The organism is Arthrobacter sp. M4 (assembly GCF_020251205.1).
Lineage (GTDB): Bacteria > Actinomycetota > Actinomycetes > Actinomycetales > Micrococcaceae > Arthrobacter.
On sequence record NZ_JAIWYX010000002.1, the window covers coordinates 373,740 to 400,398 of the forward strand.

The 26,659-nt window shown below is 61.5% G+C and carries 23 protein-coding genes; 13 read left to right on the forward strand and 10 right to left on the reverse strand.

Annotation, left to right across the window (positions count from 1 at the left end):
* Positions 1-13: 13 nt before the first annotated feature.
* Positions 14-1,072 carry a substrate-binding domain-containing protein gene (locus LD110_RS05375; protein WP_225496901.1) on the forward strand — a complete coding sequence of 353 codons (1,059 nt, stop codon included), beginning with the start codon at positions 14-16 and terminating at the stop codon, positions 1,070-1,072.
* Positions 1,069-2,748: a DUF2142 domain-containing protein gene (locus LD110_RS05380; protein WP_225496903.1), complete on the forward strand. Its 1,680-nt coding sequence runs from the start codon at positions 1,069-1,071 to the stop codon at positions 2,746-2,748. Before LD110_RS05375 ends, LD110_RS05380 begins: the two co-directional genes overlap by 4 nt.
* Before the next feature lie 57 nt (positions 2,749-2,805).
* Here the strand turns inward: LD110_RS05380 and LD110_RS05385 are convergent, their stop codons facing one another.
* Both LD110_RS05385 and rfbB read right to left on the reverse strand, forming a co-directional pair.
* Positions 2,806-4,212: a bifunctional dTDP-4-dehydrorhamnose 3,5-epimerase family protein/NAD(P)-dependent oxidoreductase gene (locus LD110_RS05385; RefSeq protein ID WP_225496905.1), complete on the reverse strand. Its 1,407-nt coding sequence runs from the start codon at positions 4,210-4,212 to the stop codon at positions 2,806-2,808.
* Positions 4,213-4,214: 2 nt separating this feature from the next.
* Positions 4,215-5,213: a dTDP-glucose 4,6-dehydratase gene (gene rfbB / locus LD110_RS05390; RefSeq protein ID WP_225496907.1), complete on the reverse strand. Its 999-nt coding sequence runs from the start codon at positions 5,211-5,213 to the stop codon at positions 4,215-4,217.
* 165 nt (positions 5,214-5,378) lie between these two features.
* On the opposite strand from rfbB, the gene LD110_RS05395 reads away from it, so the two are divergent.
* Entirely contained in the window at positions 5,379-7,226 is a 1,848-nt protein-coding gene (locus LD110_RS05395) for a GH25 family lysozyme (RefSeq protein ID WP_225496909.1), read from the forward strand.
* Here the strand turns inward: LD110_RS05395 and LD110_RS05400 are convergent.
* Positions 7,223-7,990, reverse strand: a complete 768-nt coding sequence (locus LD110_RS05400) for a glycosyltransferase family 2 protein (protein ID WP_225496911.1) — start codon at positions 7,988-7,990, stop codon at positions 7,223-7,225. The genes LD110_RS05395 and LD110_RS05400 overlap by 4 nt on opposite strands.
* A gap of 192 nt (positions 7,991-8,182) precedes the next feature.
* Between LD110_RS05400 and LD110_RS05405 the strand changes: the two genes are divergently transcribed.
* The 7 genes from LD110_RS05405 to LD110_RS05435 all read left to right on the forward strand — a co-directional run bounded on the left by LD110_RS05405 (position 8,183) and on the right by LD110_RS05435 (position 14,509).
* Positions 8,183-9,415: a polysaccharide biosynthesis protein gene (locus LD110_RS05405; protein WP_225496913.1), complete on the forward strand. Its 1,233-nt coding sequence runs from the start codon at positions 8,183-8,185 to the stop codon at positions 9,413-9,415.
* Positions 9,402-10,325, forward strand: a complete 924-nt coding sequence (locus tag LD110_RS05410) for a glycosyltransferase (RefSeq protein ID WP_225496915.1) — start codon at positions 9,402-9,404, stop codon at positions 10,323-10,325. Before LD110_RS05405 ends, LD110_RS05410 begins: the two co-directional genes overlap by 14 nt.
* A 79-nt stretch (positions 10,326-10,404) precedes the next feature.
* Positions 10,405-11,157, forward strand: a complete 753-nt coding sequence (locus LD110_RS05415; protein ID WP_225496917.1) for a glycosyltransferase family 2 protein — start codon at positions 10,405-10,407, stop codon at positions 11,155-11,157.
* Positions 11,157-11,585 (forward strand): DUF2304 domain-containing protein, encoded by a 429-nt coding sequence (locus LD110_RS05420; protein ID WP_225496919.1) that lies wholly within the window; start codon positions 11,157-11,159, stop codon positions 11,583-11,585. The genes LD110_RS05415 and LD110_RS05420 overlap by 1 nt, the downstream gene beginning before the upstream one ends.
* A 9-nt stretch (positions 11,586-11,594) precedes the next feature.
* Positions 11,595-12,482 (forward strand): glycosyltransferase, encoded by an 888-nt coding sequence (locus LD110_RS05425; protein WP_225496921.1) that lies wholly within the window; start codon positions 11,595-11,597, stop codon positions 12,480-12,482.
* Between the two features lie 15 nt (positions 12,483-12,497).
* Positions 12,498-13,595, forward strand: coding sequence for an NAD(P)-dependent oxidoreductase (locus LD110_RS05430; RefSeq protein WP_225496923.1), 1,098 nt, complete (start codon positions 12,498-12,500; stop codon positions 13,593-13,595).
* Between the two features lie 17 nt (positions 13,596-13,612).
* Entirely contained in the window at positions 13,613-14,509 is an 897-nt protein-coding gene (locus LD110_RS05435) for a glycosyltransferase (protein ID WP_225496925.1), read from the forward strand.
* 78 nt (positions 14,510-14,587) lie between these two features.
* Here LD110_RS05435 and LD110_RS05440 read toward each other — a convergent pair whose 3' ends face one another.
* Positions 14,588-15,670, reverse strand: a complete 1,083-nt coding sequence (locus LD110_RS05440) for an acyltransferase (protein WP_225496927.1) — start codon at positions 15,668-15,670, stop codon at positions 14,588-14,590.
* A gap of 209 nt (positions 15,671-15,879) precedes the next feature.
* On the opposite strand from LD110_RS05440, the gene rfbA reads away from it, so the two are divergent.
* Together rfbA and LD110_RS05450 are read left to right on the forward strand one after the other, a co-directional pair.
* Positions 15,880-16,749 carry a glucose-1-phosphate thymidylyltransferase RfbA gene (gene rfbA / locus LD110_RS05445; RefSeq protein ID WP_225496929.1) on the forward strand — a complete coding sequence of 290 codons (870 nt, stop codon included), beginning with the start codon at positions 15,880-15,882 and terminating at the stop codon, positions 16,747-16,749.
* Between the two features lie 61 nt (positions 16,750-16,810).
* Positions 16,811-18,826 (forward strand): DUF6541 family protein, encoded by a 2,016-nt coding sequence (locus tag LD110_RS05450; protein ID WP_225496931.1) that lies wholly within the window; start codon positions 16,811-16,813, stop codon positions 18,824-18,826.
* Between the two features lie 24 nt (positions 18,827-18,850).
* Here LD110_RS05450 and LD110_RS05455 read toward each other — a convergent pair whose 3' ends face one another.
* Both LD110_RS05455 and LD110_RS05460 read right to left on the reverse strand, forming a co-directional pair.
* Positions 18,851-19,582, reverse strand: a complete 732-nt coding sequence (locus LD110_RS05455) for a hypothetical protein (RefSeq protein WP_225496932.1) — start codon at positions 19,580-19,582, stop codon at positions 18,851-18,853.
* Complete coding sequence (locus LD110_RS05460; protein WP_225496933.1) at positions 19,566-21,200, reverse strand: hypothetical protein; 1,635 nt, start codon at positions 21,198-21,200, stop codon at positions 19,566-19,568. Before LD110_RS05460 ends, LD110_RS05455 begins: the two co-directional genes overlap by 17 nt.
* Here LD110_RS05460 and LD110_RS23840 point away from each other — a divergent pair.
* Positions 21,193-21,453, forward strand: a complete 261-nt coding sequence (locus tag LD110_RS23840) for a hypothetical protein (RefSeq protein ID WP_225496934.1) — start codon at positions 21,193-21,195, stop codon at positions 21,451-21,453. The genes LD110_RS05460 and LD110_RS23840 overlap by 8 nt on opposite strands.
* Before the next feature lie 259 nt (positions 21,454-21,712).
* Here the strand turns inward: LD110_RS23840 and LD110_RS05470 are convergent, their stop codons facing one another.
* The 4 genes from LD110_RS05470 to glf are packed head-to-tail and all read right to left on the reverse strand — an operon-like array spanning position 21,713 to position 26,521.
* Complete coding sequence (locus LD110_RS05470) at positions 21,713-22,474, reverse strand: ABC transporter ATP-binding protein (RefSeq protein ID WP_225496936.1); 762 nt, start codon at positions 22,472-22,474, stop codon at positions 21,713-21,715.
* 1 nt (position 22,475) lies between these two features.
* Positions 22,476-23,345: an ABC transporter permease gene (locus tag LD110_RS05475; protein WP_225496937.1), complete on the reverse strand. Its 870-nt coding sequence runs from the start codon at positions 23,343-23,345 to the stop codon at positions 22,476-22,478.
* Entirely contained in the window at positions 23,346-25,328 is a 1,983-nt protein-coding gene (locus LD110_RS05480; RefSeq protein ID WP_225496939.1) for a glycosyltransferase, read from the reverse strand.
* Positions 25,325-26,521 (reverse strand): UDP-galactopyranose mutase, encoded by a 1,197-nt coding sequence (glf, locus tag LD110_RS05485; protein WP_225496941.1) that lies wholly within the window; start codon positions 26,519-26,521, stop codon positions 25,325-25,327. Before glf ends, LD110_RS05480 begins: the two co-directional genes overlap by 4 nt.
* Positions 26,522-26,659 lie beyond the last annotated feature (138 nt).

The following is a 26,659-nucleotide window of genomic DNA, read 5'->3' on the forward strand; positions in this document are numbered from 1 at the left end:
GAAAGGACGTCGTTTGGACCATCGGTCGATTCGGATGGCCATTGCCTGCGCCGTGGCGTCCACACTCGCCCTGAGTGGCTGCGCCGGCGGTTCGTCCCCGGGGGACGTCCGCGGAGCCCTGACTGCCATAGGCAGCGGCTCACAGGGTGCGGCCATCCAGGCGTGGCGCCAGGGCTGGGCTAAGGAACACCCTGCCACTTCCCTGAACTTTTCACCGGATGGCAACGACGTCGGTGTTTCGGCCCTGGCAAGCGCTCAGGCCTACTTCGCTCCACTGGACACCCCTCTCACCAGCTCTCAAGTGGAGGCCACTAAAAAGGTGTGCGGTCCCGACGGGGCGTTTTTCGTTCCTGTCACCCTGATCCCCGTGGGCGTGGCCTTCAACTTGCCCAGCGTTAAGAACCTCCGCCTGAATCCGGCCATTCTCGCGGGGATCTTCACCGGCCGTATCACGCGGTGGGACGACGCGGAGATAGCCAGGCTGAACCCCAAAGCAGAGTTGCCTGACAAGAAAATCGTTCCTGTCACTGCCAAGGAATCCTCGGTGCTGACATCTGCGGCCACTGGTTACCTCAACAGAAGCCAGGACTGGGGCACAAAAGCCTCACTCACTTGGCCGGAATCCACCCGCAGCAGCCAGGTCTCCAAGTACGCGGACATCCCCAAGAAAGTTGATGACACAGCGGGGTCCATCGCCTTCCTGGACAAGTCAGCCATCGGATCCCGATTCGACACCGCACTGCTGCCTTTTGGGGCGGACTACATGCGCATGACCAACGACGCCGTTGCCCGCTCCGTAGACGCTTCCACCGTCACCGAGACTGCCGGCGGAATCCAGGTCACAATGAATGACGCGCCCGCCGACGGTTACCCGCTGGCAGCAGTGGGCTACCAGGCTTTCTGCAGTTCCTATAAGAACGAGTCGCTAAAGACACTGGTCAAGTCTTGGGCAGGCTTCGTCCTGGGGGCCGGCCAAAGCAATTCCAACTACTTTGCAGGGGTTTCGTCCCCCAGCGAAGAAGCACTCAAGAAAGCCCGCAAACTGGTCGACGGGATTGAGGTCAGGCCATGAGCAAGCTGCAGTCAGCAACCGGCGAACTACGCACACGTTTGCCTTTCCTGGGCGCAGGAAGTGCTAAAGCCGACGTCCTCCCGAGCCCCGGACAGATGGCCGGACCAGCTACTGGAGTCTTCCTACGCATTTTCGCCCTCCTCGCGGGGCTGATGGTGCTCTGGTCCCTCGCCACGCCCCTGATGGCCTTCCCGGACGAGCCTGCCCACACGGTCAAGGCTGCGGCCGTGGCACGCGGCCAAATCCTCGTTCAGCCCGGCGAATCATATGGCCACGGCGTCCACGTCCAAGTACCGTCGTACATCGCCAACCTCCAAGCCCAGAACTGTTTCTCTTTCGCAGCAGACAAAACGGCCGGCTGCGCTCCGGGTATCGCGTCAGACGACGACTACCTCACCATCGGTGTGACTTCCGCGGGCCTCTACAACCCGATGTACTACTGGATAGTTGGCCTGCCGACGCTGTTCATGTCGGGAGCACCCGCCATCTTTGGCATGCGCATCATGAGCGCATTGATCTCGGCCGCTATGTATGCGGCGGGCTTCACAGCCCTCAGCAGGCTTCGTCATCCGAAATGGCCCGTTGTAGCCGCGTCCGTGGCCATGACGCCAATGATTTTGTTCCTCGCCTCGGGCATCAATCCAAACTCGCTGGAAGTCTCCGCCACCATGGCTGCCTTCTGCGGCTTCCTGGTGGTCCTGGAGAACTCCAGCAAGCTTCGCGTTGTCAGACCTGCCGTCATCACAGTCGGCGCAGCCACCGCAGCTCTTGCCAACACAAGGACAGTGTCGCTGGCGTGGCTGTTGTGCGCCCTTATCGTCGCAGCACTGATCTACCGCTGGAAGGACATCGGCGCGCTGTTCAGGAACAAACTGGTTCTTGTAACCGTCGCCCTGACGGCCGTCGGCGTCGCGCTAGGCATGGTGTGGAACGTGCTTATGCTCTATGCCCCGCCGTCGGCGGGAGAAGCACCAGCAGGCATCTCCAATCTCACCTACGAAATCAAACCGCACAACGCGTTCCTAACGATGATCGACCGCGCCTTCGACTTCGTGGCCCAGTACATCGGCGTCATGGGCTGGCTGGAATCACCTGTCCCCCAAGCCGTCTTTATGTTCTGGAACATGCTCCTGATGCTCGTGCTGCTCTTCGTGTTCCTCGTCAGGCACTTCCGCCTGCAGCTCGGGTTCCTGGCAGCCCTCGGCATGCTTCTCATCGTCCCGTCGTTGATGCAGTCGGCCCTCGTCGGAACAGTTGGTTTCGTATGGCAGGGACGCTACAGCCTGCCTCTCTTCCTTGTTGCTGTGATTGCGGCCGGCATGGCTTTCCGCTTCCGGCGGTTCCCGCACGGACGTTCAGCGCAGTCCATGACCCGCCTGTTCCTTTTTGCGGCCGTGGTCGCCCACGCCTACGGATTCATTTACGTCCTACGACGCTACGTCGTTGGGCTTACGGGAAACGCAAACTGGCAAACCATGATTACAGTTCCGGGATGGCAGCCACCTTTCACCTGGGAAGTTCTGACTCTGGCCTACACAGCAATCCTGTTGGTCGGCGCAGGAATGCTGTTCTCATACCTGCACCCCGGGGAAAGACTCTTCGCCGCCCCGCGCCTGCATAAACAGCTGGTCCGGTTCCGGACGCGGCGCTCTGGCAAAGCACCCGCCAAAGCATAGAGACAAAAGAGCGCCGGCCCACACGGGCCGGCGCTCTTTTTGCCGCTTCAGCGGACTTTAGGCGAGGTATTCGCGAAGCCTGTCCGTTGCTTTCGCCGGAGAGAAGCCCGCGGCCTTGATCTTGTCCAGGTTTAGGACGCTGTTGAGTGGCCGCGGCGAAACTGTTTTTCCACGGAAGTATTCCTCCGTGGTGACTCCGGTTACGGCGTCACGGCTTGCACCCGAAAGCTCGAACACGTCAGCGGCAATGTCGGCCCAGGACTGCGGCTCGCCGTCGTTGCTGAGGTTGTATGTGCCATATGGCGCCTTCGTGTCCACCAGGTGCTTGATGCCAGCCGCGATATCCGAGGTGAAGCTCAGGCGCCCAATCTGGTCGTTGACAACGGACGGTTCGATGCCGCGTTCTGCCAGCGACGCCATGGTACGTACAAAGTTGTTGCCGTCGCCGATCACCCAACTTGTACGGACAATGTAGTGGCGCGGCACAACGCTGACGACGGCGTCGCCGGCGGCTTTGGTCTGTCCGTAGACACCCAGCGGCGTCAAGTGCTCATCTTCCACGTGTGCGTCGCTGACGCCGTCGAACACGTAGTCGGATGACACGCTGACCAGGGTGAGGTCGTACTCGACCGCAACGCGGGCCAGGCGGGCCAGGGCTTCGACATTCACCTGCCAGGCCTTCGCTCGGCCTTCTGTGGTTTCTGCGGCGTCGACGGCGGTGTAGGCCGCCGCGTTGATGACCGTGGAGTAGTTCTTCCAGTGCTTGGAAGCGAACGCTGCCTCGGAGCTGAGGTCGAATTCGGCGCGGGCGGCGAACTCGACGGAAGAGTCGCCGGCGTAGAGTGCCCGAAGCGCCTTGCCAAGCTGTCCGTCGGCTCCGAGCACCAAGGTCTTCTTTGGCTGCATCGGCGCGACGTCAGCCAGACGGGGGTGCGCCTTGTCCTTGTCGGAGAGTTCGGCCTGGTCCAGCGGGATTGGCCACTGAATGGCCGCAGTTTCGTCAGCGAGGTTCAGGAACGTGTACTGCCCCTGGGCGTCCGCGCTCCAGTGGTCGTTGACCAGGTACGTATACGCCGTGTTGTCCTCGAGTGTCTGGAACGCGTTCCCAACGCCACGCGGAATGAAGATTGCCTGGCTCGGATCCAGTTCGGCCGTGAAGACTGTTCCGAAGGAAGGTCCCTCACGGAGGTCTACCCATGCACCGAAGATCCGGCCAGTGGCCACTGAGATGAATTTATCCCAGGGTTCGGCATGGATGCCTCGAGTTGTTCCGGCCTTCTCGTTGAACGAGATGTTGTTCTGCACCGGGCGAAAATCAGGGAGCCCCAGCGCAACCATTTTCTCCCGCTGCCAGTTCTCCTTGAACCAGCCCCGATTGTCGCCGTGGACCGGAAGCTGGTAGAGAACGACGCCGGGAATCGGCGTTTCCTGGGCCTGCAGCTGCTTTGAAAACTCGATGCTCATGGTTACTGGCCCTGCTCCTTGTAGCGCGCCTCAGTGGCAGCTTTCTGCGGGCGCCACCAGGACTCGTTGTCGCGGTACCACTTGATCGTGTCTTCGATCCCTGCATGGAAATTGGAGAATGAGGGCTGCCAGCCAAGTTCCTCGCGGAGCTTGGTGGAGTCAATCGCGTAGCGCAGGTCGTGGCCTGGGCGGTCGATCACATGGTCGTAGGCGTCGCTCGACTGGCCCATGTGCTCGAGAATGAGCTCCACGACTTCCTTGTTGTTCTTTTCCCCGTCGGCGCCGATCAGGTAGGTTTCGCCGATCCGGCCCTTGTCGATAATGGCAAGCACGGCCGAGGAGTGGTCGTTCGCGTGGATCCAGTCGCGGACGTTTTCGCCCTTCCCGTAGAGCTTCGGGCGCACGCCATCAATCACATTGGTGATCTGGCGCGGAATGAACTTTTCGACGTGCTGGTAGGGACCGTAGTTGTTGGAGCAGTTGCTGATAGTGGCGCGCAGCCCGAAGGAGCGGACCCATGCACGAACGAGGAGGTCCGAGCCTGCCTTCGTCGAGGAGTACGGGCTGGACGGGTTGTACGGAGTCTGCTCGGTGAAGCGCTCCGGGTCATCCAGTTCCAGGTCTCCGTACACCTCATCAGTGGAGATGTGGTGGAAGCGGGTGTCGTGCTTGCGGGCTGCTTCGATCAGCGTGTAGGTGCCGATGATGTTGGTGTCGAGGAACGGACGTGGGTCGTGCAGGGAATTGTCATTGTGCGATTCGGCTGCGTAGTGGACCACTACGTCAGACTCCGCCACCAGGCCGTCGACAAGAGCTGCGTCCGCGATGTCGCCCTTCACCAGGCTCACCCTGTCTTCGGGCAGCGTGCTGATCGACTCGGGGTTTCCTGCGTAAGTCAGCTTGTCCAGGACAGTGACGTTCGCATCCGTGTTGGCCACCAAGTAGTGGACGAAATTGGAACCGATGAAGCCGGCACCGCCGGTGACAAGGATTTTTTGCATGGTGCCAAGCTTACCGGCTGGCCCTTGACGGAATTTGTGGCGTTAAGGAAAGCAACATGTGAAACTTGGGAAACTCTGGCACCACCTGCAACATTACGGTACTCTCTGTGGCAAATTGGGGGGTCTTTTAATCGATTCCGCCTGCCACGATGTCCGGGAGTTTTTTTGCCTACCAACCCAGCCCACAAATCACTGCTCGCGTTGGCGCTGGCAGTACCGCTGGCCCTCGGCACTGGCCCTGCGGCCCTTGCCGAATCAATCGCTCCGCCTGCCCCGCAGGCACAGCCACAGACGGCGACACAGCCAACTGCGGCGCCCACCGCAGCAACCACGACGGCGCCAGCCCCCAAGCCGACCAGCCCGGCGCCAGCCAGCGGTCCGGCGTCGACCGCCGCCCCGACATCTCCACAAGACACGGCTTCCAAGGGCTCCGCTCCGTCCGACGGCTCCCCCGCAACGGCGACATCGCCGGCGTCGTCCGCTCCGTCCGGATCCGGCGCAGGCGGTGACCGAAAGGGATTCGACGGAACGCCCGGGACCGCCGCCATGGGACGTGCAGGTGTCAACCCGGCCACCGCGCCGGGCCAACAAGCACCTCGGCGACTCTCCGCGGCGGCGTACGGCGAACCCACGGTTCCGGAACAGCCCACCGGCACGGAGGGCCAGCCGCTCGGCCTCGACGTCAGCTCCTGGCAGGGTTCAGTTAATTGGCAGGACGTGAAGAACAAGGGCGCGCGCTTTGCCTATATCAAGGTGACTGAAGGAACCAGCTTTACAAGCAGCACATTTGGCGACCAGTACAACGGCGCAGCTTACGTTGGCCTCATCCGCGGTGCGTACCACTTCGCCAGGCCGAACATCTCCGACGGGGCAACCCAGGCCAGGTTCTTTGTGAACAATGGCGGAGGTTGGTCTGCAGACGGAGTCACCATGCCACCTGCACTGGACATCGAAGACCATCCCAGCAGCTACAACGAGGGCATCGACCGCTGTTACAGCATGTCGCCCGGGGCACTGGCTACGTGGGTCCGGGACTTCACACGCACCGTGTACCAAATGACCAACAAGCAAGCCATGATCTACACCAGTTACTGGTTCTGGCATGACTGCCTGGCGGACACAAGCGAATTCAGCCAGGTCAACCCGCTGTGGCTTGCGTCCTATTGGACGGATTCTCCTGCGATACCGGGCGGCTGGCCCACCTATACCGTCTGGCAATACGCCAACGACTACGCCGATGCAGCCCAGACCCGTAAGGCAACTTTTCCCGGAGACCAGAATGTCTTCAACGGAGACATGAGCCAATTGCAGAAACTGGCGTCGACTCCGGACATCTACCCTGTCGGTCTCATTCCCGGCGCCACACTGGTTACCGGCAAGTGGGCCGGAGACGGACGCAGTTACGTTGGGTGGTTCAAGGACGGCTTCTGGTGCCTCCAGATGCCTCTGGCTCCCCGGAGGTGCTTTGGCTATGGAAACCCCGGCGACAAGCCGGTGGTCGGTGACTGGAACGGCAACGGCAACGCCGGAATCGGCATCGTGCGGAACGGAGTCTGGTGGCTGGTGGATGACATCAACACGATGGTCATCACAAAGGTTGTGGGCTTCGGCATAGGCTCGGACACGCCCATTGTGGGTGACTGGAATGGCTCCGGCCGGGACAGCATCGGGATCTGGCGGAACTCAAGCTTCCAGGTCAGCTACTCGGTGGACCGCCCCGTGGTCAACGAATACACCACATTCGGCAACCCCTCCGATACACCCATCGTTGGCGACTGGGATGGGAATGGGACAACCGGGATTGGCATATGGCGCAACGGGGAATGGTGGTTGAGCAACCGCATTCAGTCCCCCGTCGTGTCCAATGTCTTTGGCTACGGAATAGCCACCGACCGCCCGGTCACGGGAGATTGGAACGGGGACCGGGCGACAACCATGGGCATTGTCCGGGGCAACAACTGGCAATTGTCCAACAGCATGACCCGGCGAACTGTGGACATTTCCTACTTCTAGGCCTGTTGAAGGTTACGCCCGCGGAGGCGGCGCCATCCTTCGATCATCAGGAGCCCCAGCACAACGCGGGCTCGGAGGATCGTAGGGAGCGAGCGCCAGCCCCGCGGCGTGGCGTTTTCCTCGTGAATTCGGCGTAGCAAGGTGGGCTCCTCCAGATGTGCCATGGAACCTGCCAGGTTGCCTAGAATGGCTAGCCATAGGTCATGGGATTCCCGCAGGTATCGCGGCACCGGGACAAAGACGTCTGCGACGTCACGCCTAAAGGCCATGCCGCATCCGTAGTAGGCGCGGTAGCCGATCAGGATGCCGAACAGGTTAGCCAGCCGCTTGGGTCCGTCCTTCGGACGCAGGAGCGGAATGGACGGCCGGGGCCCCCCATCCAGTACTGCAAAATTACTCGCGACGACGGCAGAGCTCGCCAGGGCTTGGAGCATTCGATCCAGCCGACCTTCTGTCCAAACGTCGTCCTGGTCCGAAAGGAAGATCCGCTCCCCCCGACTGGCCTGCACCGCCTGCTGAAAGGATTTGACGTAGCCCTGGTTGGATTGTGCACGAATCAGCCTGATCCGTGGGTCGTCGATCGCCTCGATCTGATCAACAGTTCCGTCGGGCGATGCGTCGTCCACAATGACCACCTCGTCGTCCGAGCCCAGTTGGGCAAGGATGGATTCCAGTTGCTCCCGGACGTATCGCTCGCCCTTGTACGTGGCCATGCAGATGCTGGCCCTCACGGGACGGGAACTGTGATCGTTGCGCGTGTTCATGGCCTCGCTGTCCGCTTGATGGCATGGAGAACCGGCAGCGTTCCTGAGCCCTGCCGGCCGACTGGACCATCTTAGGCGACGGTCGGGCTCCCTTTGGCGGCAGGGGTCCGCTTATGGCGGCGGGCCGCCTGTGCCCTGCCATCCCGTAAGATCGATGGAGACCGCCAGAGACCCGAGGACATTCGCCGCGTTATGAAGACCGTACTGCTCCGCCTGTCAGGGTTCACGGTACTACCGCTCTTGTCCTTGATTACGCCGCTGGTGCTGCTTCCCGTTCTGTCCACAGTGGTGGGCGGAGACGGTATCTCGAGCGTCATCTCTGGCCAAGCCATCGGCACCTTCGCCGCCACCATCCTCATGTGGGGTTGGAATGTTGACGGACCCGTGGCCATTGCTCGGGCTGCCACCAGCCATGAGCGCGCCGATGTCTATCTGCGAAGCATCCGAAGCCGGCTTGTCTTGCTTGCGGCCGTCGTCCCCCTAACCGCTGGAGTGGCAGCCGTGGTCGCCGTGCCCGGTTTTCGATGGCAGGCAGTGCTTATGGCATGGGCGATATCGCTGGCCGGCCTTTCTCCCGCCTGGTTCTGCATCGGGCTCGGCCAACCGCGCATGCTCGCCACGTACGACACCATTCCGCGGTTCATAGCAACTGCGGTGTCCGTTCCGCTGCTCCTGCTAACCCGTGAGTTGTGGGTCTACACGGCTCTTCTGGCGGGGGTCACGGTGGTGTCCCTTGCGATCTTCCACCGCAGGCACTCCCCCGGTGGTCAGTGGCTTCCCGTAGATCTTCCCGCTACCCTGCGCGAACTTGGCGGGCAGGGACGGACTGCTGGCATCAACCTCGCAGGCAATGCCTACGCCAGCACGCCAGCGCCCATCGCAACTGCGACCACAGATCCTGGCGCATCGGGCAGCTTGTCGACGGCGGACACGCTCTACCGCTTTGGGCTCTTCACCGTGGTAGCGATGGGCAATGCGTTCCAGAGCTGGACGATCGAGCCCGACGTAAGCAATCGGAGGTCGCGGCACCTGGCCGCGATCATCGCCCACGCCGGACTGGGGGTTGTCGGCGCCATCGTACTCACCGTGGCCGGTCCCTTCGTGAGCAGCCTGCTCTTTGCCGGCGAGGCCCGGGCCACGATCGAGCTCTGCCTGTATTACGGCCTCGCCTTTATATTCCTCAGTGCCGGGACTCCTTTTATCCGCAACCTGCTTGTGCCCGCCGGGCAACAGCATGTCGTCCTGCGCTGGACGATTGTCTCTGCCGTCATCGGGGTTGCCGCCATGGTGTCCGCTGGTGTGACGGGCAACGCGCCAGGGATCGCACTCGGAATGGCTTTGAGCGAAGCCGTCCTTTTCGTTGCGCTGCTTATTCCCGGCCTCAAGCTCATGAACAAAGAAAGGGTGGGCTATGCCGTCAAGTGACCAGCAGTCGGTTGCAGCCATCATCGCCGCCTACAAGCCTGACGCCTCCTTGGTCGAAGCTGCGAAAAACCTTCGCACCCAGGCCGGACATGTAATTGTTGTAGACGACGGGTCCCCGTCAGGCTCCCAGGACGTGTTTTCGGAGCTCGTCAATGCGGGTATGACGGTGATCCACCAACCGGAAAACGCAGGAATTGCAGCTGCGCTGAATGCAGGGGTGGAGTTTGCCAAGACCAATTTCCATCCCGACTTCTACCTGACGCTGGACCAGGACTCGCAGCCCAACCCGGAGTACGTTTCCAACGCGCTTGGCACGATCCGGCGTGCGAACGACGCAGGTATGGACGTCGGCTTCGTCAGCGCCTCGGCGTACAGCGGGCACCCGATCCCCATCATGGGGAGCCTCAACGGCTTCAATATCGCGTTCGACCCCATGCAGTCCGGGTTCATGATCCCCAAGCAGACGTTCGACCGTGTGGGAACATTCGACGCTGGACTGTTCATCGACGGGGTTGATACAGAATTCACTATGCGAACCCGTACGGCTGGCCTTGCCGTCCTCGTCGGCGAGGGCTGTGACATTGAGCACGACCTTGGACGCCGCGAACCAGGCAAAGTGTTCGGCCGGCCGATCATGATCCTCGGCCGGGAGATCTCCTACAACTACCATTCCCCCAGCCGTGTGTACTACATCTGCCGCAATGGAACATTGATTACCCGCAGGTACGGCCTTAAAGCGCCGTCGTGGGCTCTCCGGCGGCTCGTCGAGGAAGCTAAGGCGCATCTATTGCGGTTTGCCTTCAGCCCCGGCAGGGGCAAACTGCTTAGGGCTGCTGCCGCAGGATTCTCGGATGCCTTGCGCGGCCGCACGGGACGTATTCCCCCGGCCTTGGAGCGGAAACTCCGGTAGCCGCCGCCTTTCCGAGCAGCCCTTGCGGACCGCCGTCGTCGTCAGTGCCCCTGTTTGAAATTGATATAGTTTGGACACCATGGAACCCACCCCCACAGCCCGCGTCCTGGTCATCATGCCAGCCTGGAACGAAGCCGAAGCGGTCGGCAACACGGTGCGTGAAGTCCTCGCCACCAACGGCAGGTATGACGTCCTGGTCGTGAACGACGGCTCTACAGACAGCACAGCTGCCATCGCGGAGGCAGCGGGAGCAACGGTCCTTAACCTTCCCTTCAACTTGGGTGTGGGCGGTGCCATGCGGGCCGGGTTCAAGTACGCCCGGCGCTTTGGCTACCAGCAGGTCATCCAGGTGGACTCCGATGGCCAACACGATCCCAGGAACATAGAAGAAGTCCTCGCAGGCCTGGGCCACGCGGACATCTCAATCGGTGCGAGGTTTGCCGACCGCGGGAACTACCAAGTGAGCGGGCCGCGCAAGTGGGCCATGCTATTCCTTGCCAAGGTCATTTCCTCCCTCGCCAAGACAAGGCTTACGGACGTCACAAGCGGGTTCCGTGCCGCCAACGACCGCGCCATCACGCAGTACCTCGATCACTACCCCGCCGAGTATCTGGGTGACACGATCGATTCGCTGGTTGTGGCCATACGCTCAGGCCTCACCGTGACGCAGGTCCCGGTAGAAATGCGCGTCCGGCAGGGAGGCACTCCCAGCCACAATCCTGCGAAGGCCGCGATCTACCTGGGCCGCTCCGTCTTCGCACTGCTCTTTGCCCTCACACGCAAGCGCTCGACCGTTGCTGCGCCTGCCGCCGAAACAGTAGGAGCCCACTGATGGGTAATCTCGCAGCGTTCCTCGTGGCACTGGTCATCGTCGCGCTGGTCTTCGAAATGCTTCGCCGCAAGAAGCTGCGTGAAAAATACGCGGCGCTGTGGCTGCTCGTTGGCGGGGCCACCCTGGTTTTGGCGGCATTCCCGCGACTGCTGAACATTGTGGCCGAAATGGTCGGCGTACAGCTGCCGTCCAACTTGCTCTTCGCCATGAGCATCCTGATGTTGCTGGGAGTCTGCCTTCACCTGTCCTGGGAGATATCCGTCGTCGAAGACGAGACGCGAGCCCTGGCCGAGGAGGTCGCAATCCTCCGTGCCCAAATGGAGGCCATCGCCGCGGGAGTGGCGGACAAGAAGGCCATCAGCGGCACGCCGCCGGACGACGCTGATTCGCGACCCGCACCGACCTCCCACCACCACTCAGAAGGCTAAACAGCAACGATGCCCCTCGACATTTTCATCCCATACTGGGGCGACCCAGGGTACATGAAGCAAACCGTCAACAGCGTTCTGGACCAGACAAATCAAGACTGGCTCCTAACCGTTGTCGACGACGCCTACCCCGGCACGGAAATCAGCGACTTCATGGCGGCAATCGATGATCCCCGTGTGAAGTACATCCGCAAAGAAAACAACGCGGGCATCACAGAGAACTACCGCACGTGCGTCTCCCTGGCTACGCAGGAAGTCATGGTGATCCTTGGCTGCGATGACATCCTGCTGCCCAACTATGTGGACACCATCCTTTCCGCCCACGATGCCTTCCCGGAAGCCGCCATCATCCAACCCGGCGTGGAAGTGATCGACGAGTCCAGCCAGGTGGTCGCCACGCTTGTGGACGTCGTCAAGCAACGAATCGTCAAACCACGCGGAGGCGGGCGGCAACTGCTGTCCGGGGAATCCATAGCAACGAACCTGTTGCACGGCGACTGGCTGTATTGGCCTTCTTTGGCCTTCCGGACGGATAGGATCCGACGGGTAGACTTCCGGGACGGCTTCCCCATCATTCAGGACCTCGCCCTGATCATGGACATGATCTACAACGGAGACCAGCTCCTGGTCGACCCCACTGTCTGCTTCCAGTACCGCCGCCACTCCAATAGCGCCTCCTCCACCAAGCTCGTTGACGGATCCAGGTTCGCGGGTGAGCGGGAATACTTCCATGTCGCAGCGGCACAAGCTGACGCCCTCGGCTGGAAGTCCGCTGCACGCTCCGCCCGGCTGCGACTAACTTCCCGCGCCCATGCCGTGGCGCTACTGCCCAAGGCTGCCGCCAGCCGCAACGGACAGGCCATCAAGGCCTTGGTCCGCCACACGTTCGGAAAGTAACCTTACGAAAGGTCCATGGTGACTTCTGTAGCTAACCCCACCCGTCCCGGCGGCACCGTGCTCGTCACCGGCGGTGCCGGCTTCATCGGTTGTGCCATTTCGCCGGCCCTTGCCGAAGCATTTGACCGAGTGGTCGTCGTGGACAACCTGCACCCGCAAATCCACTCGTCTGGCGAACGCCCGTCAGAACTTCACGAAGCCGCAGAACTGATCGTGGCCGATGTTGCCGAGGCAGACACATGGGACAAAGTCCTTGCCGACGTGACGCCGGATGTCGTCATCCACCTCGCAGCCGAAACCGGTACGGGACAGTCCCTCGAGGAATCCACGCGCCACACCCATGTCAACGTGGTGGGTACATCGCAACTCCTCGACGGACTGAACCGGCACGGGAAGCTGCCGCGAAGGATCGTCCTTTCCTCCAGCCGCGCCATCTATGGCGAGGGTGCCTGGCAGAAGGCAGACGGCACCGTCTTCTACCCCGGCCAGCGCACCAGCGAAACCCTGGATAAGTCCCAGTGGGACTTCCCTGACTCTACGCCCGTGGCCATGAAGGCAAGTGAGACTTTCCCTGCGCCGGTGAGCGTGTACGGTGCCACCAAGCTTGCCCAGGAAAACGTGCTTCAGGCCTGGGCGAAGGCCTACGGCGTGGAGACCGTCATCCTTCGCTTGCAGAACGTCTACGGCCCGGGCCAGTCGCTCATCAACCCGTACACCGGCATCATGAGCCTCTTCTGCCGCATGGCCATGGGCGGCAAATCGATACCGCTGTACGAAGACGGCGAAGTCCGTCGTGACTTCATCCTGATCGACGACGTGGCTTCCGCAATCGTTGCTGGCGCAACCTCCCCCACCGTCCAGGGCGAGCCAATGGATATCGGCTCCGGAGAGTTCCAAACCATCGGCACCGCGGCCAAGCTCATCGCCGCTCATTACAACGCTCCCGAGCCGCACGTAACAGGCCAATACAGGCAGGGCGACGTGCGCCACGCATGGGCCGATGTCGAAGCCGCACAGCGTGTCCTCGGCTGGACTCCCCGTTACAACCTGGCACAGGGCATCGAGCGGCTGGCCACGTGGATCGACGCGCAGCCTGACGTCCAGCCGGCCTAAACGAAAGCCCGCATCCCATGGCTGTGACGGCCGCCGTCGTCTCTCTGTTCAACCCGTCCCGCAGCGTGCTGGACAACGCCGCTGCGCTGTTGTCCCAAACGGACATTGTTGTTGTCGTCGACGACGGCAGCCCCCACGATCCGTCAGACATTCTGGCGGAACTGGAGGCGATGGGCTGCGTGGTCAAGCGCCTGGCCACCAACTCGGGCATCGCCGAAGCACTGAACACGGGTATTGCTGACGCCCTCAGCAGCGAAATAAAGCCGGATTACATCCTGACAATGGACCAGGATTCCCTCCTGGACCCGGGGTATGTTGCTGCCTTGGTGGACGCCGCCAAGGCAGCAACTGTGGCTGGCGTCCGCGTTGGCATGGTGGCCCCGGCCACCATACGTGGACTTCCAACCCGGCGTGAAGGCACGGAACATGGCATCGCGCTCGGGGGTGAGCCGATCCAGTCAGGACTCCTGGTTCCGGTGCCTGTACTGGAGGATGTCGGGCTGCTGCGCAGCGAGCTGTTTATCGATGGCGTTGACACTGAGTTTTACCTCCGCTGCCGCGACGCCGGGCTCAAGGCGGTCATAGCGCCCAACGCCGCATTGGATCACGCATTAGGAAGCATGACCCAGGGCCGCATCCTGGGCGTGCCCGTATCAATTGCCGGTAAGCCACTCGCTGTGCGCACGGCGGCCACCTGGCGCTACTACTACATATTCCGCAACCGGATCCTGCTGGCCAAGGACTACGGCCGGCGCCATTTCCTTTGGGCCCTCAAGGGCTTCCTGGCGGACTACCGGCACTTGGCGATTGTGTCCGTCCTGGCGCCGGGCAGGCGCGAACGTCTGGCCCAAGCCTTCGCCGGTGTTGCCGCTGGCTTCGCCGGCCGCACCGGCCGTCGCCAGGCTGCTTCCTAGCTTCCTAACTTGCCAAAAGCGTGCTTCCGCATGCCGCCGTCAGCTGGTGGCTTTATCGCCTTCGGACTGGCCCGCGACTCAGACGCTCTTTCGCGCCCTGCGCATGACGGGGCGTTCCACAAACAGCCAGCTTGCAGCAGCCAGCGGAATTGTGGCCAGCGTCGCAGCCACGGTAAGCCACCAGACGCCCCAGTGATGGGCCCCGAACACAGCCAGCATTTGCTGCACAGGGAAGGCGTAGATGTAAGCGCCGTAGGAGATGTCGTGCCGGGCGACAAGAGAGGGCTGCGGCAGCCAGGTGGAGATCCACAGCAGTCCGTAAGCGATGAACGGGGCTGCGAGCTGGCCGCCAAACCCCGGAACAAACACCATGCAAACCGTCGCCAGAAGCACCGAGACTGGGCCGGCGATGCGGTGGATGCCCAGGACCGGGCTCAGGACCTGAACAACTGCGCCGCCGAGGAAGAAGGGAATGAGGCGCGCAGCAAGTTCAAAATCGAGGTTGGACTGCAGCAGCGGCTTGATGGCTCCGATATTGGCCCACAGGAGAACCGAGGCGAGGAACGCGAGGATGATCGGCCAAGGAGTCTTCTTCACCACCGGCAGGAAGCCGAGGAAGGCCACCATGAGATAGCACATGAATTCGAAGTACAGCGTCCACAGTGAGCCGTTCCAGGCCCCGGGATAAGGAACCCCGGCGGGCGTGCCTGCAATGTCGTAGCTGACAATTTTCAGGGACAGGTTGGCGAAGATCGAATTCAGTGGTGTGGTCGCGGTTGACAGGAAGCCGCTCAGCGAACCGTGCTGAATAAAGTACGCGATCGGGGCGAACCCAAATGCCATGACCACGAGGCACACAATGAATGCGGGGAAAATCCTGGCAACACGATGCACCAAATATGGGCCAATCCGGTTGCTGAACCGGCTCGCCGTGATGAGGTAACCGCTGATCCCGAAGAAGCCGGCCACAGCCCAACCACCCAGGTTCTCGCCGTTGAAACCCGGGCCATTTCCCGCGCCGGCAACGTGCCAGCTGTGGGCGAAGAGCACCATAAACGCGAGCACCAGCCTGATGAGGTTGAGGCTGTTGCCACGTGGGTCGAGTGGGGAACCCAAGGTTGGGGCCGGTATCGCGCTCGTTTTCAGTACGGCTGTGCTCAAGCCAAGATCCTTTGTGGTTCGTTGCAGACCCTCAATTCTACCTTGGGCCCACTCCAGCATCCCAGCGGAGCCCGCTGTGCCGAACGAACCGAATGAATAGCGCCGCACGGCGGAACAGCCGAAACAATGCGTCATAGGGCGCGACGTCAGGCTCCGAAAGACCTACGCTGGTTTGCCGCGCAGGGTCGCTGTACGGAAGTATTGGGCCCATGCGTGGAATTATCCTGGCCGGCGGAACTGGGTCCCGGCTGCACCCGATCACCCTCGGCATCAGCAAGCAGCTAGTCCCGGTCTACGACAAGCCCATGATCTACTACCCGCTCTCAACGCTGATTCTGGCGGGCATCCGGGACATCCTGATCATTACGACTCCGCACGACGCAGAGCAGTTCCAGCGGCTTCTCGGTGACGGCTCGCAGTTTGGCGTCAACCTCACCTACGTTCAGCAGCCATCCCCCGACGGCCTTGCCCAGGCATTCATCCTCGGTGCCGATCACATCGGCACCGACACTGTGGCACTCGTCCTCGGTGACAACATCTTCTACGGTCCCGGTATGGGAACCCAGCTCCGCCGGCATGCCAACATCGACGGCGGCGCGGTCTTCGGTTACTGGGTCAAGGACCCCAAGGCCTACGGCGTGGTCGAATTCGACGACGACGGCAAGGCGCTCTCGCTGGAGGAGAAGCCGGCCAAGCCCCGCAGCCACTATGCGGTCCCGGGCCTGTACTTCTACGACAACGACGTTATTGACATCGCCCGCAACCTGCGCCCGTCCGCACGCGGCGAACTCGAAATCACGGACGTCAACAAGACCTACCTGGACAAAGGCAAGCTTCAGGTGGAGATCCTGCCGCGCGGAACCGCCTGGCTGGACACAGGAACATTCAACGACTTGAGCGACGCCTCAAACTTCATCCGCACGGTGGAAAACCGTCAGGGCCTCAAGATCGGTGCCCCCGAAGAAATCGCGTGGCGCCTCGGGTTCCTGAATGACGATGAGCTGCGCGAACGTGCGGAACCGCTCGTGAAGAGCGGATACGGGTCCTACCTTCTGGGCCTCCTGGATCAGTCCATCTGACGTGGCGCGAATCCGGCTCACGCCGGGCCATTGCCTTCACGGGATGGACTGGACCCGGTAAATGAATTGGTTCGACATGGTGGTCCCGGTGCTGCTGGCGTTCGCCCTTCTGGCAGTTCCGGGAGGCATCGTCAGCTTTGCCCTGGGTTTGCGGGGCCTGGCAGCGGTTGCCACGGCGCCCGTACTTACTGTCACGCTGTCTGCGGTGCTGGCCATCTTACTGCCATTCGTCTCCGTGGGCTGGTCGCCGTGGCTTGTCGTTGGCGGCGGTGTGCTTTGCGGACTGTTGGTCTTCGCTGTGCGCCGATTACTGGCCCGCCGTGCCGCCACCGCATCCCAGCAGGCAAACCCCGACGGCGGCCACTCGTCACTTGAGACTCAGCCTGCCTTCTCAGCCCGGCGCGTTTGGATTGCGGCCGCTTACGTTGCGGGTGCGGCGCTCATCTTAGTTCAATTGGCTTTGGTGTTCGGAACGCCCGCAAGTTTCTCGCAGACCTTCGATAACGTGTTCCACCTCAACGGAATCCGGTACATCCTGAACACGGGCAGCGCCTCATCGCTGACGATGTCCGGAATGGCCAGCGGCGACCAGCCTCCGTACTTTTATCCCGCGGCATGGCACGGCCTCGCGGCAGCGTTGGTGTTGTTGGGCGGCATGAGCCTGCCCGTTGCGGTAAATGCCCTGAACATGGGCATCGCGGCCTTCATCTGGCCGCTGGGTGCCATGCTGCTGACTCGGGTTGTGGCGGGGAAGAGGCCCGTAGCCATTGCCGCGGCCGCCCTCTTGTCCGCGGCTTTCTCCTCTTTCCCCATCCTGCTCCTCGATTTCGGTGTTCTGTACCCGAATTTCCTGTCTATCAGCATGTTGCCAGCGACCCTTGCCAGCGTGGTTTTGCTCCTAAATCCACACCGTATGCCGGAGGTCGGCTGCCTGCCACGCCGCGTGTTGCCGTTCTTGCTGGTTCCCGGGCTCGCGTTGGCCCATCCAAACGGCTTTATGTCCCTACTTGTCCTGACGATTCCCGTGGTTCTTCAGGCGCACGTCATCAGGTTCTACATCCGAGGCGGACGTACAACGAATCGCCGTGCATGGTTGCGGGCAAATTGGGGCCTCGCAATTGGCGCCGTGGTTTTCCTCGGGCTATGGGCTGTGATCCGACCGCCCCGCGACGCTGCCTTTTGGGGGCCGACACAATCTCCGCTCGGAGCGGTATTTGAAGTTGCGACGAACTCGGCGATGAACCGTCCCGTGGCGATCACCGTCAGCGTCCTGATGCTCACGGGCTTGATGATTTCCTTGCGGCACATCGAACGCTACTGGATGATTGGCTGCTTCCTGGGAGTTGCGCTGCTGTTCCTGGTCGTTTCCGGAATCCCTGTGAGTGCAATTCGCAGTGCCATCACAGGGGTCTGGTACAACGACAGCTACCGCCTGGCCGCGCTCTTGCCTCTGGTCGCGCTGCCGTTCGCGGCTGCGGGCATGGATTCAGTGGCCGCCTGGACCCGACGCACCCTCTTCAACCGAACTCCGGGTGTGGATGGTCCCCGACGCCCCCTCCAACGCGCTCTGGGCCTGGTGGCGCTCATACTGGCCAGCTGTGCAGGCATAGCGGCCCTCTTCCCACCCATGGCGTCCGCCGTCGAGACCGCAAATATCAACTACACCGAGAATGACGGCTCGCCGCTGGTCTCGACTGACGAGCAGAAGGTCCTTGATCGCCTGTCCGCAATCGTGAAAGCCGACGAGACCATCGCCGTGAACCCCTGGACCGGTGGGGCGTTGGCATATGCTCTCGCTGACCGCGACACCACGGCCAAACACATCCTCACTGCGAACACCAAGGATGTTGACCTTCTCAATGCAAAACTGCGGGATGCCAGCAGTGATCCCGCTGTGTGCCGGGCAGCGCAGCGCACACATGTGAAGTATGTGCTGGACTTCGGCACCAAAGAGGTTCACGGCGGTAACCACCGCTTCCCAGGACTGGAAGAACCACAATCGTCGGATTCTTTCAGCCTGGTCCTGCAGGAAGGCTCTGCCCGGCTCTATAAACTCAAGGATTGCAAGTCGTCCTGAACCAAGCGATCGGGACGCTGTTGCTCACAACCCGCTGAGAAGGGCCTGGAGACGCTGTTTGGCGTCGCCCACCTCGGGCGTTGACGATGGCACACCAAGGCTGGCACGGATTGCCGTGAGCCCCTGGACTGATTCGAAGACGTACTCCGTTGTGGCTGAAAGCCGGTTCACGCCAAACCATGCGCGCTCCCCTGCGCCCTCGACAGGTTCCGGAGACATCATGAGACGGGGCAGCCCCAGTGCAGCAATGCCAGCCGAATCCGGCGCTTTCGTCGTCGTCAGCACCAAGGCATTGCCAGGGTCAGGCATTTGGCCCACGGGGACGGGAATCAGCGAATAGACGCAGGTGACCGTAGAAACCCCATCTTTCGTGGATGCACTAGCCTGGGGGGTCTGGACGCTGGCCGCAACCGAACCGAGGCGCGACCGGACATCGTCCGCCGTCGGCGTTGAACAGTCTTCCGGGACGGCAGGAAGGATCGTCCGGCCGTCGCGGGTGACGCTGCTTTCCGACGGTGACGCTGCGGACGAGGACGGGACGGTCGACGTCGAACCCCCCACCGGGGCGGCCGGGCCGCCCATGCACCCGGCCAGCCCTAATACTGCCGCCACGGCCCACAAGAACGCGCTCCGCCGTCGAGCCTCAGCAAAACGCCCTTGCCTGCCAACTGCGCCGACCTTGAGGCTCGGTTGTCCTGCACTCGTTCGGGCGCTCTGGATTCTCGCGGCCGTCTGGCGACTAGTTGAAGATGTCATAGGCCACCCCCATGATAAAGCGGTCTCCCGGTTGGGCCGTAAGCATGTACTGGATCAGGTCGCCATCGTTGAGTGAAATGCAACCCCACGTTGGAACGTTGTTTTCATGCAGGAAGATCGCGAATCCGGCGTTCATGACAATCGATGAATCAGGCGGACGGTTGTAGTTGATCACCACACCTTGACGGTAGTCGTGCGAGGGCCGCGTTGCGTAGTACCACATGTTTTCGTCAGGGAAGACGTCGGCACTGGACTCAAAGTACTTGTTGTAGTTCGCGTTCAGCTGGCCTCCCCATCTCGAAAACGGGTTCAGCGTTCGATATGCCAGTGCGGTTCCAGGATTTCCGAGGCCGAAGGCCTCAGTGACGGTGTAGGAGCCGGTGGGCGAAAACTTCTGCCAGGTCGGTCCAGTGGCGACTCCTGGCCCCGCAAAACCGGATTCCCCGGCCGAACCCAAAGCGCCCCACTCCTTGACATACGATCCGTCGGCTTGCCTGACACAAGTAATAAATGTAACGCGCGTGGCTCTGTAGTCGTCCGCGATGGCAAAAGACACCCTTGGGGCACCGGCACCGCTGTATCGCACAGCACCTACATTCAGCGCAGGACAATAGGCTCCCGAGGTCAGGCGATAACGGACACCAGCACCCGGGATCCATTCCAGAACGCCATATTGGAAGGACTGGCTGCAGTATCCTGCGGCATTGCAGGCTTCAGCGGTGACCGGATATCCGAGGGCCCCGGACTGCCCCCCACGCGCTGAATAGAACTGGCCAAGGCCTCCCCACACTGCCTGTGTGCCGGCCCCGGTCGCGTAGTAGATCCGGCCACGTTGGAATGCTTGCGAACATCCACCATCCCTTAGGCCACACCGTTCGGCCTCCACCGGATAGCCGAGGTAGCCGCGACTCGCGCCGAGGGACTCGTATCGTGCGTCGATGGCGCCCCATACTGGGAATGTTCCTGCGCCTGGTTCGTAGTAGGCCGCGCCGCGCTGGAACTGCTGGACGCACGCTCCGCCGGGCAGCCCACAGACCTCGGCTCCCCGCGGGTAGCCCAAATAGCCGGAAGAGCCGCCCAAGGCGTCGTACATTGCGCCAATGGCGCCCCAGATCTGCCAGGTTCCCCCCGGGCCGTAATAGATCAGGCCGCGTTGAAAGTGCTGGGTACAGGTTCCTGCGGGCGTACCGCACTTCTCCGCTTCTGTGGGGAGCCCGAGGTATCCTGCCGGTCCTCCCAAAGACTGGTAGGTGGCGTTGATCCCGCCCCATACGGGGAACGTGCCCTTCCCGGCGACCTCGTAGACGCTGCCTCGCTGGAACGCCTGGGAGCAACCTTGGGCTCCGGAACCGCAAACCGCGTTCTTGACGGGGTAGGCGAGATAACCGTCCACTCCGCCAAGGCCAAGCCACAGGTCCTCGATGCTTCCCATCACAGCGTGCGCGCCCGTGGCAGCCGTCCAGGCGATTGAACCGTTGGTGAACTTTTGGTAGCAACCGTCTTGGGAGAGGCCACACTGTTGGGCCGCGGTGGCCGCGCCGAGGGGGCCTGTGTCACCGCCCAGGCGTTCGTGTTCGACGCCGATGGGTCCGGGCACCGGAATGGTTGCCGTGGCCACCGGACCGGTTGGCTCCTCCGGGGCCGATGTTGTTGCTTTGGGTTCCGTCGGTGACACGGGGTTGGCGGGCGTCCCAGTATCGCCCGCCGACGCAGGCGGCGTGGGCGAAAGGGACGACGTCGGCGTTCCGGTGGGCGGGCTTGGCTTGGTCGGGCTATTACTCGAGGACGGGGCCGGAGCAGGAGGCGGCGTCACGCTGGGCGCGGTCGCAGGCGAGGCAGGCGACGGAACCGTTGACGCCGTCGGGCCCTGAAGCGACGGTTGGGGTGACGGAGGGCCCGGTTCTTGGTTTGCGACGGCAGGCATCTGACCCAAAGCCAGAATCGAGGCAGTCGCCAGTGCGGACAGCACGAACGTGAACTTCGCCATAGGAGCCCCCGCATCCCCAGGCGGAGGTGCGTCCCTCCGCGTCGCGACCCATGCTAACCCGAGGCTGCCCCTGCTGTCTGCGGGAAAGGGCCGTGTCCGCGAAACTATGTGGGATGTTGGAACTGTCCGGGGCTAGGAATCCCTTAGTCGGCAGACCTGCGTCGAAGTTCCCGTACAACCTCGTGGACTTCGCCGTCCATGATGATCTGCCCGTGTTCCAGAAGGATGCCGCGGTCACAGACCGAGGCGACAAGGTCAAGGTCGTGGCTCACCACAAATAGCGTCTTGCCGGCCGCGGCCAGTTCCTTGATCTTTGCGATGCATTTGCGTTGGAAGGGCTCGTCACCCACGGCGAGGATTTCGTCGATGAGGAAGACTTCGGGGTCGGTGTGCACCGCGATCGAGAAGGCCAGCTTCAGGTACATGCCCGATGAGTAGAACTTGACCTCTGTATCGATGAACTCGCCGATCTCGGAAAACTCAACGATCGAATCGAACATCGCATCGATCTGACTTTGCGTCATGCCCAGGATCGCGCCGTTGAGATAGACGTTGTCCCGACCGCTCAGGTCGTGGTGGAAGCCCGCTCCTACTTCGATGAGGCCAGCCACCCGGCCACGAGTGTGGACCGTTCCCTCATCCGGCTGGAGCACCCCCGAAATCAGCTTCAGCAGGGTGGATTTTCCAGAGCCGTTGAGTCCGAGGAGGGCCACAGTTTCACCCTGTACGACGTCCAGAGAGACATCCTTGAGCGCGTCGAACTTCTTGGACAGGTCTCCCTTGCGCCCGGTCAATAGCCAGACAATGGCTTCCTTCATGCTCCGCGTGTGGCGAAGCACAAACTTCTTGCGAAGGTTGCGGCAAGTAATGGCCACCGCGTCCGTCACGGTCTCCGACATCGTCATCTCAGAGCTCCTGCGCAAAGTGGACGGACAACTTCTTGAAGACAACCTGTCCGACGACGAGAATCACCAACGCGACGCCGAAAGCGGCTGGCAGCCACAGCCCAATGAGGTCAGGGGGTGTGGCCGACTCTGAAGCCGGACCCGACTCAAGCGTCGGGAACCAGAAGGCCCAGTGGAAGACTTCCACCGCCACTGTCACCGGGTTGAGCTGGTAGAGGAAGAACCAAGGTCCCATGACCCGTTCAACCATTGGCCAGACATACAAGACTGGCGAGGCCCACGTGACCACCATCAGGATCATGTCCACGATGTTCTCTGAGTCCCTGAAGTAAACGTTCGCAGCCCCGAACAGGAGGCCCAGCCCTATCGCGAGAATGGCCACCAGAATAAAGGCGGCCACCGCGGCGAGCAACTGCCAGATTGACGGCCGCCAGCCCGCGATCAGGCAAGCACCAAGCAGGACAACGAGCTGCGGCAGGAAATGCGCGGCCGACACCCACACCGTGGAGACCGGGAAGAGTTCACGGGGCAGGTAGATCTTCCGGATGAGATCCCGGTTATCCACAATCGAACGTGTCGCGTTTCCGAGTGACTCGGTAAAGAAGTTCACCAAGACGATTCCGGCAAAGAGGTAGATCGCGTAATTGGGCGTGCCGCGCTGCATGTCCAGAAAAATGCCCAGAGCCACGAAGTAGATGGAAAACTGCATCAGCGGCTTGACGTAGGACCACAGCAGCCCCAGGACTGACCCGCGGTAACGGATCTTTATCTCTTTGCGTACAAGCAATTGCAGCAGGAAACGATGCTTGTAGACATCGATGATGCCGCGGCCGCGCCCTGGCTGAACCAGTTCGCCCGTAGAACTTGCCACCTAGCGCTCTTCTCCAGATTCCAGGCCAAACGTCTTCTTCCACGCCTCCATGGACGTAATCTCAGGCAGGGCGCTCCGATACTCATCGGCCAGGCGTTCCCACTCACGGTAGAGTCGCGCGTGGTACCTTCCAGCCTCAGCGAGCATGGACTTGAGCTTTTCCGGATCCCGGCGGTACCAGGATGCTGCAGTGCCATCGGCGTTGGAGACCACCACGCTGTCGTAGTGGGCCAGACGGAACCACCGGTTGTCACGGTGCGCCAGGAAGCCTTGCGGACGTTCGGCCGATTCAGGAGCCGGCTTCTTGATGAGTTGGCGGGCTACCGTGGTGACGCCCCACTTGACGAGGTCCTTCTTTTGCGGAAGGCCGATGGGTTTGAGCCCGGACGGGCCCCGCCCCAGCGCGGGGGCCGGGAAGTCGTCAATGTTTTCCTGCATCTGGGCGTCTGAGTAATCGGCCCGCAGGGAGTTGATTTCGGCAAGCTTGGTGCCGATGTTCCTGTGTAGGTGGGCGGGCCCGAGGAACAGGTCGTGGAGGGCGTCCAGTCGAGTGTGTTCCGTGAAGTATTGCATCGACACCAGGTGCTTAACGTCGGCCTGGAACGATTCGCGGATGACCCTGCCACCCTTTTTGTAGGGACTGTAGATCAGGGTAGTGATGAGCCGGTTCCGGCCATGGAAGTAGGCCTGCCAGCCCACCAGGTCGTCCTTGTCGATCCAGGACACATGCCACACTGCTGCGCCGGGAAGAGAGACAGTGGCGTAGCCGGCCTCGCGGGCACGCAGCCCATACTCTGCATCGTCCCACTTGATGAAGACAGGGAGCGAGAGACCAATGTCCCGGATGATCTCGGTGGGGATCATGCACATCCACCAGCCGTTGTAGTCCACATCCACGCGGCGGTGCAGCCACGGGGTCTGCCGCAGGTTGGCCACGCTGAAGTCGTGGCGCATCTCCATGTCCGCGTGCGGCATGGCCGGGACAAACCGATATGGATCCACCACTTCACCGAAGGTGTGGAGCACCGTGCGGCTGTAGAGGTCGAACATGTGACCGCCCACAATGGTCGGCTTCCGGCAATGTTCCGAGAACGTCAGCAGGCGTGAGATGCTCTCTGGTTCCACCACCACGTCGTCGTCGAGCAACAGTGCGTAGTCGCTGCCATTTTCGACGGCCTCATACATGCCCCTGGCAAAGCCGCCCGAGCCGCCTAAGTTGACCTGGTCAATGACCCGCAATTTGCCGCCCAACGCCTCCACGACGTCGGCAAACCCTGCCTGGTCAGCAACCTTCCGTGTCCCCTGATCAACGATCAGGATTTCCCTCACGTGCTCCAGCACCTCAGGATGTTCAGAGAGAATGCGGGCGTTATTGAGACAAAACTCCGGCTTGTTCATCGTGGTGATCTCAAGAGTCACCTTGCCCGGCTCACGGTCCTGTGGCTGGCCCTGCCACTCCGCGGATTCGAGTAGCAGTTCCTCACGGCTGGACGCCAAGTCGAACCAATACCAGCCGCCGTCACCGAAGGGCTTCAGCGTTAAGTCGAATTCGGTAACGGCCTCGCCGTTGACGCGTGCACCGTCAACGCGCTGCAATGTGCCGCGTGCATTGGACTTGTAGACGGAGATCGTCCCGTGCCCACTGGTGCGGACTACCAGGCGAACGGACTGAAGATCAGTCCAGCGGCGCCAATAGCTGGCCGGAAAAGCATTGAAATACGTTCCGAAGGACAATTGGGCTCCGGCGCGGAGCCGAACAGAGTGCCGCGAAAGGATGTCCTCGAAGTGGACTTCCTCGCCGCCTGAACTAACGAAGTGGAGCTTATCCTCCGGCGACTTGGGGTTTCGTGCAAACTCGTCGTTTTCCCTGAGCCGAATTCCGTTAGCCGGACCTGCATCGACATACAAAGATGTGGTGTCGACTTCGCCGTCCGGGGGAAGGATTACGCGCTGGAGAATTTGGAATTCGTTGTTCTGGTTCACGCGTCCACTCCTCCGCTCACTAGCTCGACTCCAGCCTCAAAGTGCGGGCGGACCTTGTTGTCGAACATGGACAAAGCTGAGCCGATTGCCATGTGCATGTCCAGATATTTGTACGTACCGAGCCTTCCTCCAAACAAAACCCCGGGCTCGGCGGCAGCGAGATCCCGGTACTTGAGGAGCCTTTCCCTGTCGGCCGCCGTATTGATGGGGTAATAAGGCTCGTCCCCGGGTTCCGCGAACCGTGAGAATTCGCGCATGATAACGGTCTTGTCGTTCTGGTAGTCGCGTTCGGGATGGAAGTGCCTGGGTTCGATGATCCGCGTGAAGGGAACGTCGTCGTCGTTGTAGTTCATAACGGAGGTGCCTTGGAAATCGCCGACGTCAAGGACTTCCTCCTCGAAGTCGATAGTGCGCCAGGACAGAGCGCCCTCGGCGAAGTCGAAGTAGCGATCAACTGGGCCTGTGTAGATCACCGGAATCCTGCCAACCACCTTGCCCTTGCTGAATTCATGGGACTCGTCAAAGAAGTCGGTGTTAAGACGGACCTCAATGTTGGGATGGTCAGCCATTTTTTCGATCCACGCCGTGTAGCCTTCGGTAGGGAGGCCCTCGTAGGTGTCGTTGAAGTAGCGGTTGTCGTAGTTGTAGCGCACCGGGAGGCGGGAAATGATACCGGCCGGAAGGTCCTTGGGGTCCGTCTGCCACTGTTTACCGGTGTAGTGCTTGATGAAAGCCTCATAGAGGGGCCGGCCGATCAGCTGGATTCCCTTGTCATTCAGGTTTTGGGGGTCGGTCCCTGCCAACTCCCCGGCTTGCTCCTGAATGAGTTCACGTGCCTGTGCTGGGCTTAAGTTGGCACGGAAGAACTGGTTGATCGTGGCCAGATTGATCGGCAGGGAGTAGACCTCGCCCTTGTGGACGCCGTAAACCTTGTGCACGTAGTTCGTGAAAGTCGTGAAGCGGTTGACGTACTCCCACACTCTCTCATTCGAGGTGTGGAACAGATGGGCCCCGTACCGGTGTACTTCAATTCCGGTCTGTTCTTCCCTTTCGCTGTAGGCGTTCCCGCCAATGTGCTTCCGGCGGTCCAGCACTACAACCTTGAGGTCGAGTTCCGACGCTGCCTGCTCCGCGATGGTCAGTCCGAAAAAGCCTGAACCCACAACTACAAGGTCCACGTGGTCAGCGTTCACTAAATCTCCTGTTTCGAATTCTGGCAGCCCGGAGCCGTCCGTGTCCGCTGCTCTAGCCTACCCGAGTCATCACGGGCAGGTCACAGCGGCCACCGGGCACGGAGACACAAAAGCCGGCGTTTTCCACATAGGGCAGCT

What these genes read in the sequence shown, in the direction of transcription:
- LD110_RS05470 (WP_225496936.1), bottom strand. Translation starts at nt 22,474, where the DNA reads ATGACGATGTCGGAGACCGTGACGGACGCGGTGGCCATTACTTGCCGC.
- LD110_RS05385 (WP_225496905.1), bottom strand. Translation starts at nt 4,212, where the DNA reads ATGAGCATCGAGTTTTCAAAGCAGCTGCAGGCCCAGGAAACGCCGATT.
- LD110_RS05380 (WP_225496903.1), top strand. Translation starts at nt 1,069, where the DNA reads ATGAGCAAGCTGCAGTCAGCAACCGGCGAACTACGCACACGTTTGCCT.
- LD110_RS05450 (WP_225496931.1), top strand. Translation starts at nt 16,811, where the DNA reads ATGAATTGGTTCGACATGGTGGTCCCGGTGCTGCTGGCGTTCGCCCTT.
- LD110_RS05415 (WP_225496917.1), top strand. Translation starts at nt 10,405, where the DNA reads ATGGAACCCACCCCCACAGCCCGCGTCCTGGTCATCATGCCAGCCTGG.
- LD110_RS05420 (WP_225496919.1), top strand. Translation starts at nt 11,157, where the DNA reads ATGGGTAATCTCGCAGCGTTCCTCGTGGCACTGGTCATCGTCGCGCTG.
- LD110_RS05410 (WP_225496915.1), top strand. Translation starts at nt 9,402, where the DNA reads ATGCCGTCAAGTGACCAGCAGTCGGTTGCAGCCATCATCGCCGCCTAC.
- rfbA (WP_225496929.1), top strand. Translation starts at nt 15,880, where the DNA reads ATGCGTGGAATTATCCTGGCCGGCGGAACTGGGTCCCGGCTGCACCCG.
- rfbB (WP_225496907.1), bottom strand. Translation starts at nt 5,213, where the DNA reads ATGCAAAAAATCCTTGTCACCGGCGGTGCCGGCTTCATCGGTTCCAAT.
- LD110_RS05455 (WP_225496932.1), bottom strand. Translation starts at nt 19,582, where the DNA reads ATGACATCTTCAACTAGTCGCCAGACGGCCGCGAGAATCCAGAGCGCC.
- LD110_RS05425 (WP_225496921.1), top strand. Translation starts at nt 11,595, where the DNA reads ATGCCCCTCGACATTTTCATCCCATACTGGGGCGACCCAGGGTACATG.
- LD110_RS05430 (WP_225496923.1), top strand. Translation starts at nt 12,498, where the DNA reads ATGGTGACTTCTGTAGCTAACCCCACCCGTCCCGGCGGCACCGTGCTC.
- LD110_RS05400 (WP_225496911.1), bottom strand. Translation starts at nt 7,990, where the DNA reads ATGAACACGCGCAACGATCACAGTTCCCGTCCCGTGAGGGCCAGCATC.
- LD110_RS05405 (WP_225496913.1), top strand. Translation starts at nt 8,183, where the DNA reads ATGAAGACCGTACTGCTCCGCCTGTCAGGGTTCACGGTACTACCGCTC.
- LD110_RS05435 (WP_225496925.1), top strand. Translation starts at nt 13,613, where the DNA reads ATGGCTGTGACGGCCGCCGTCGTCTCTCTGTTCAACCCGTCCCGCAGC.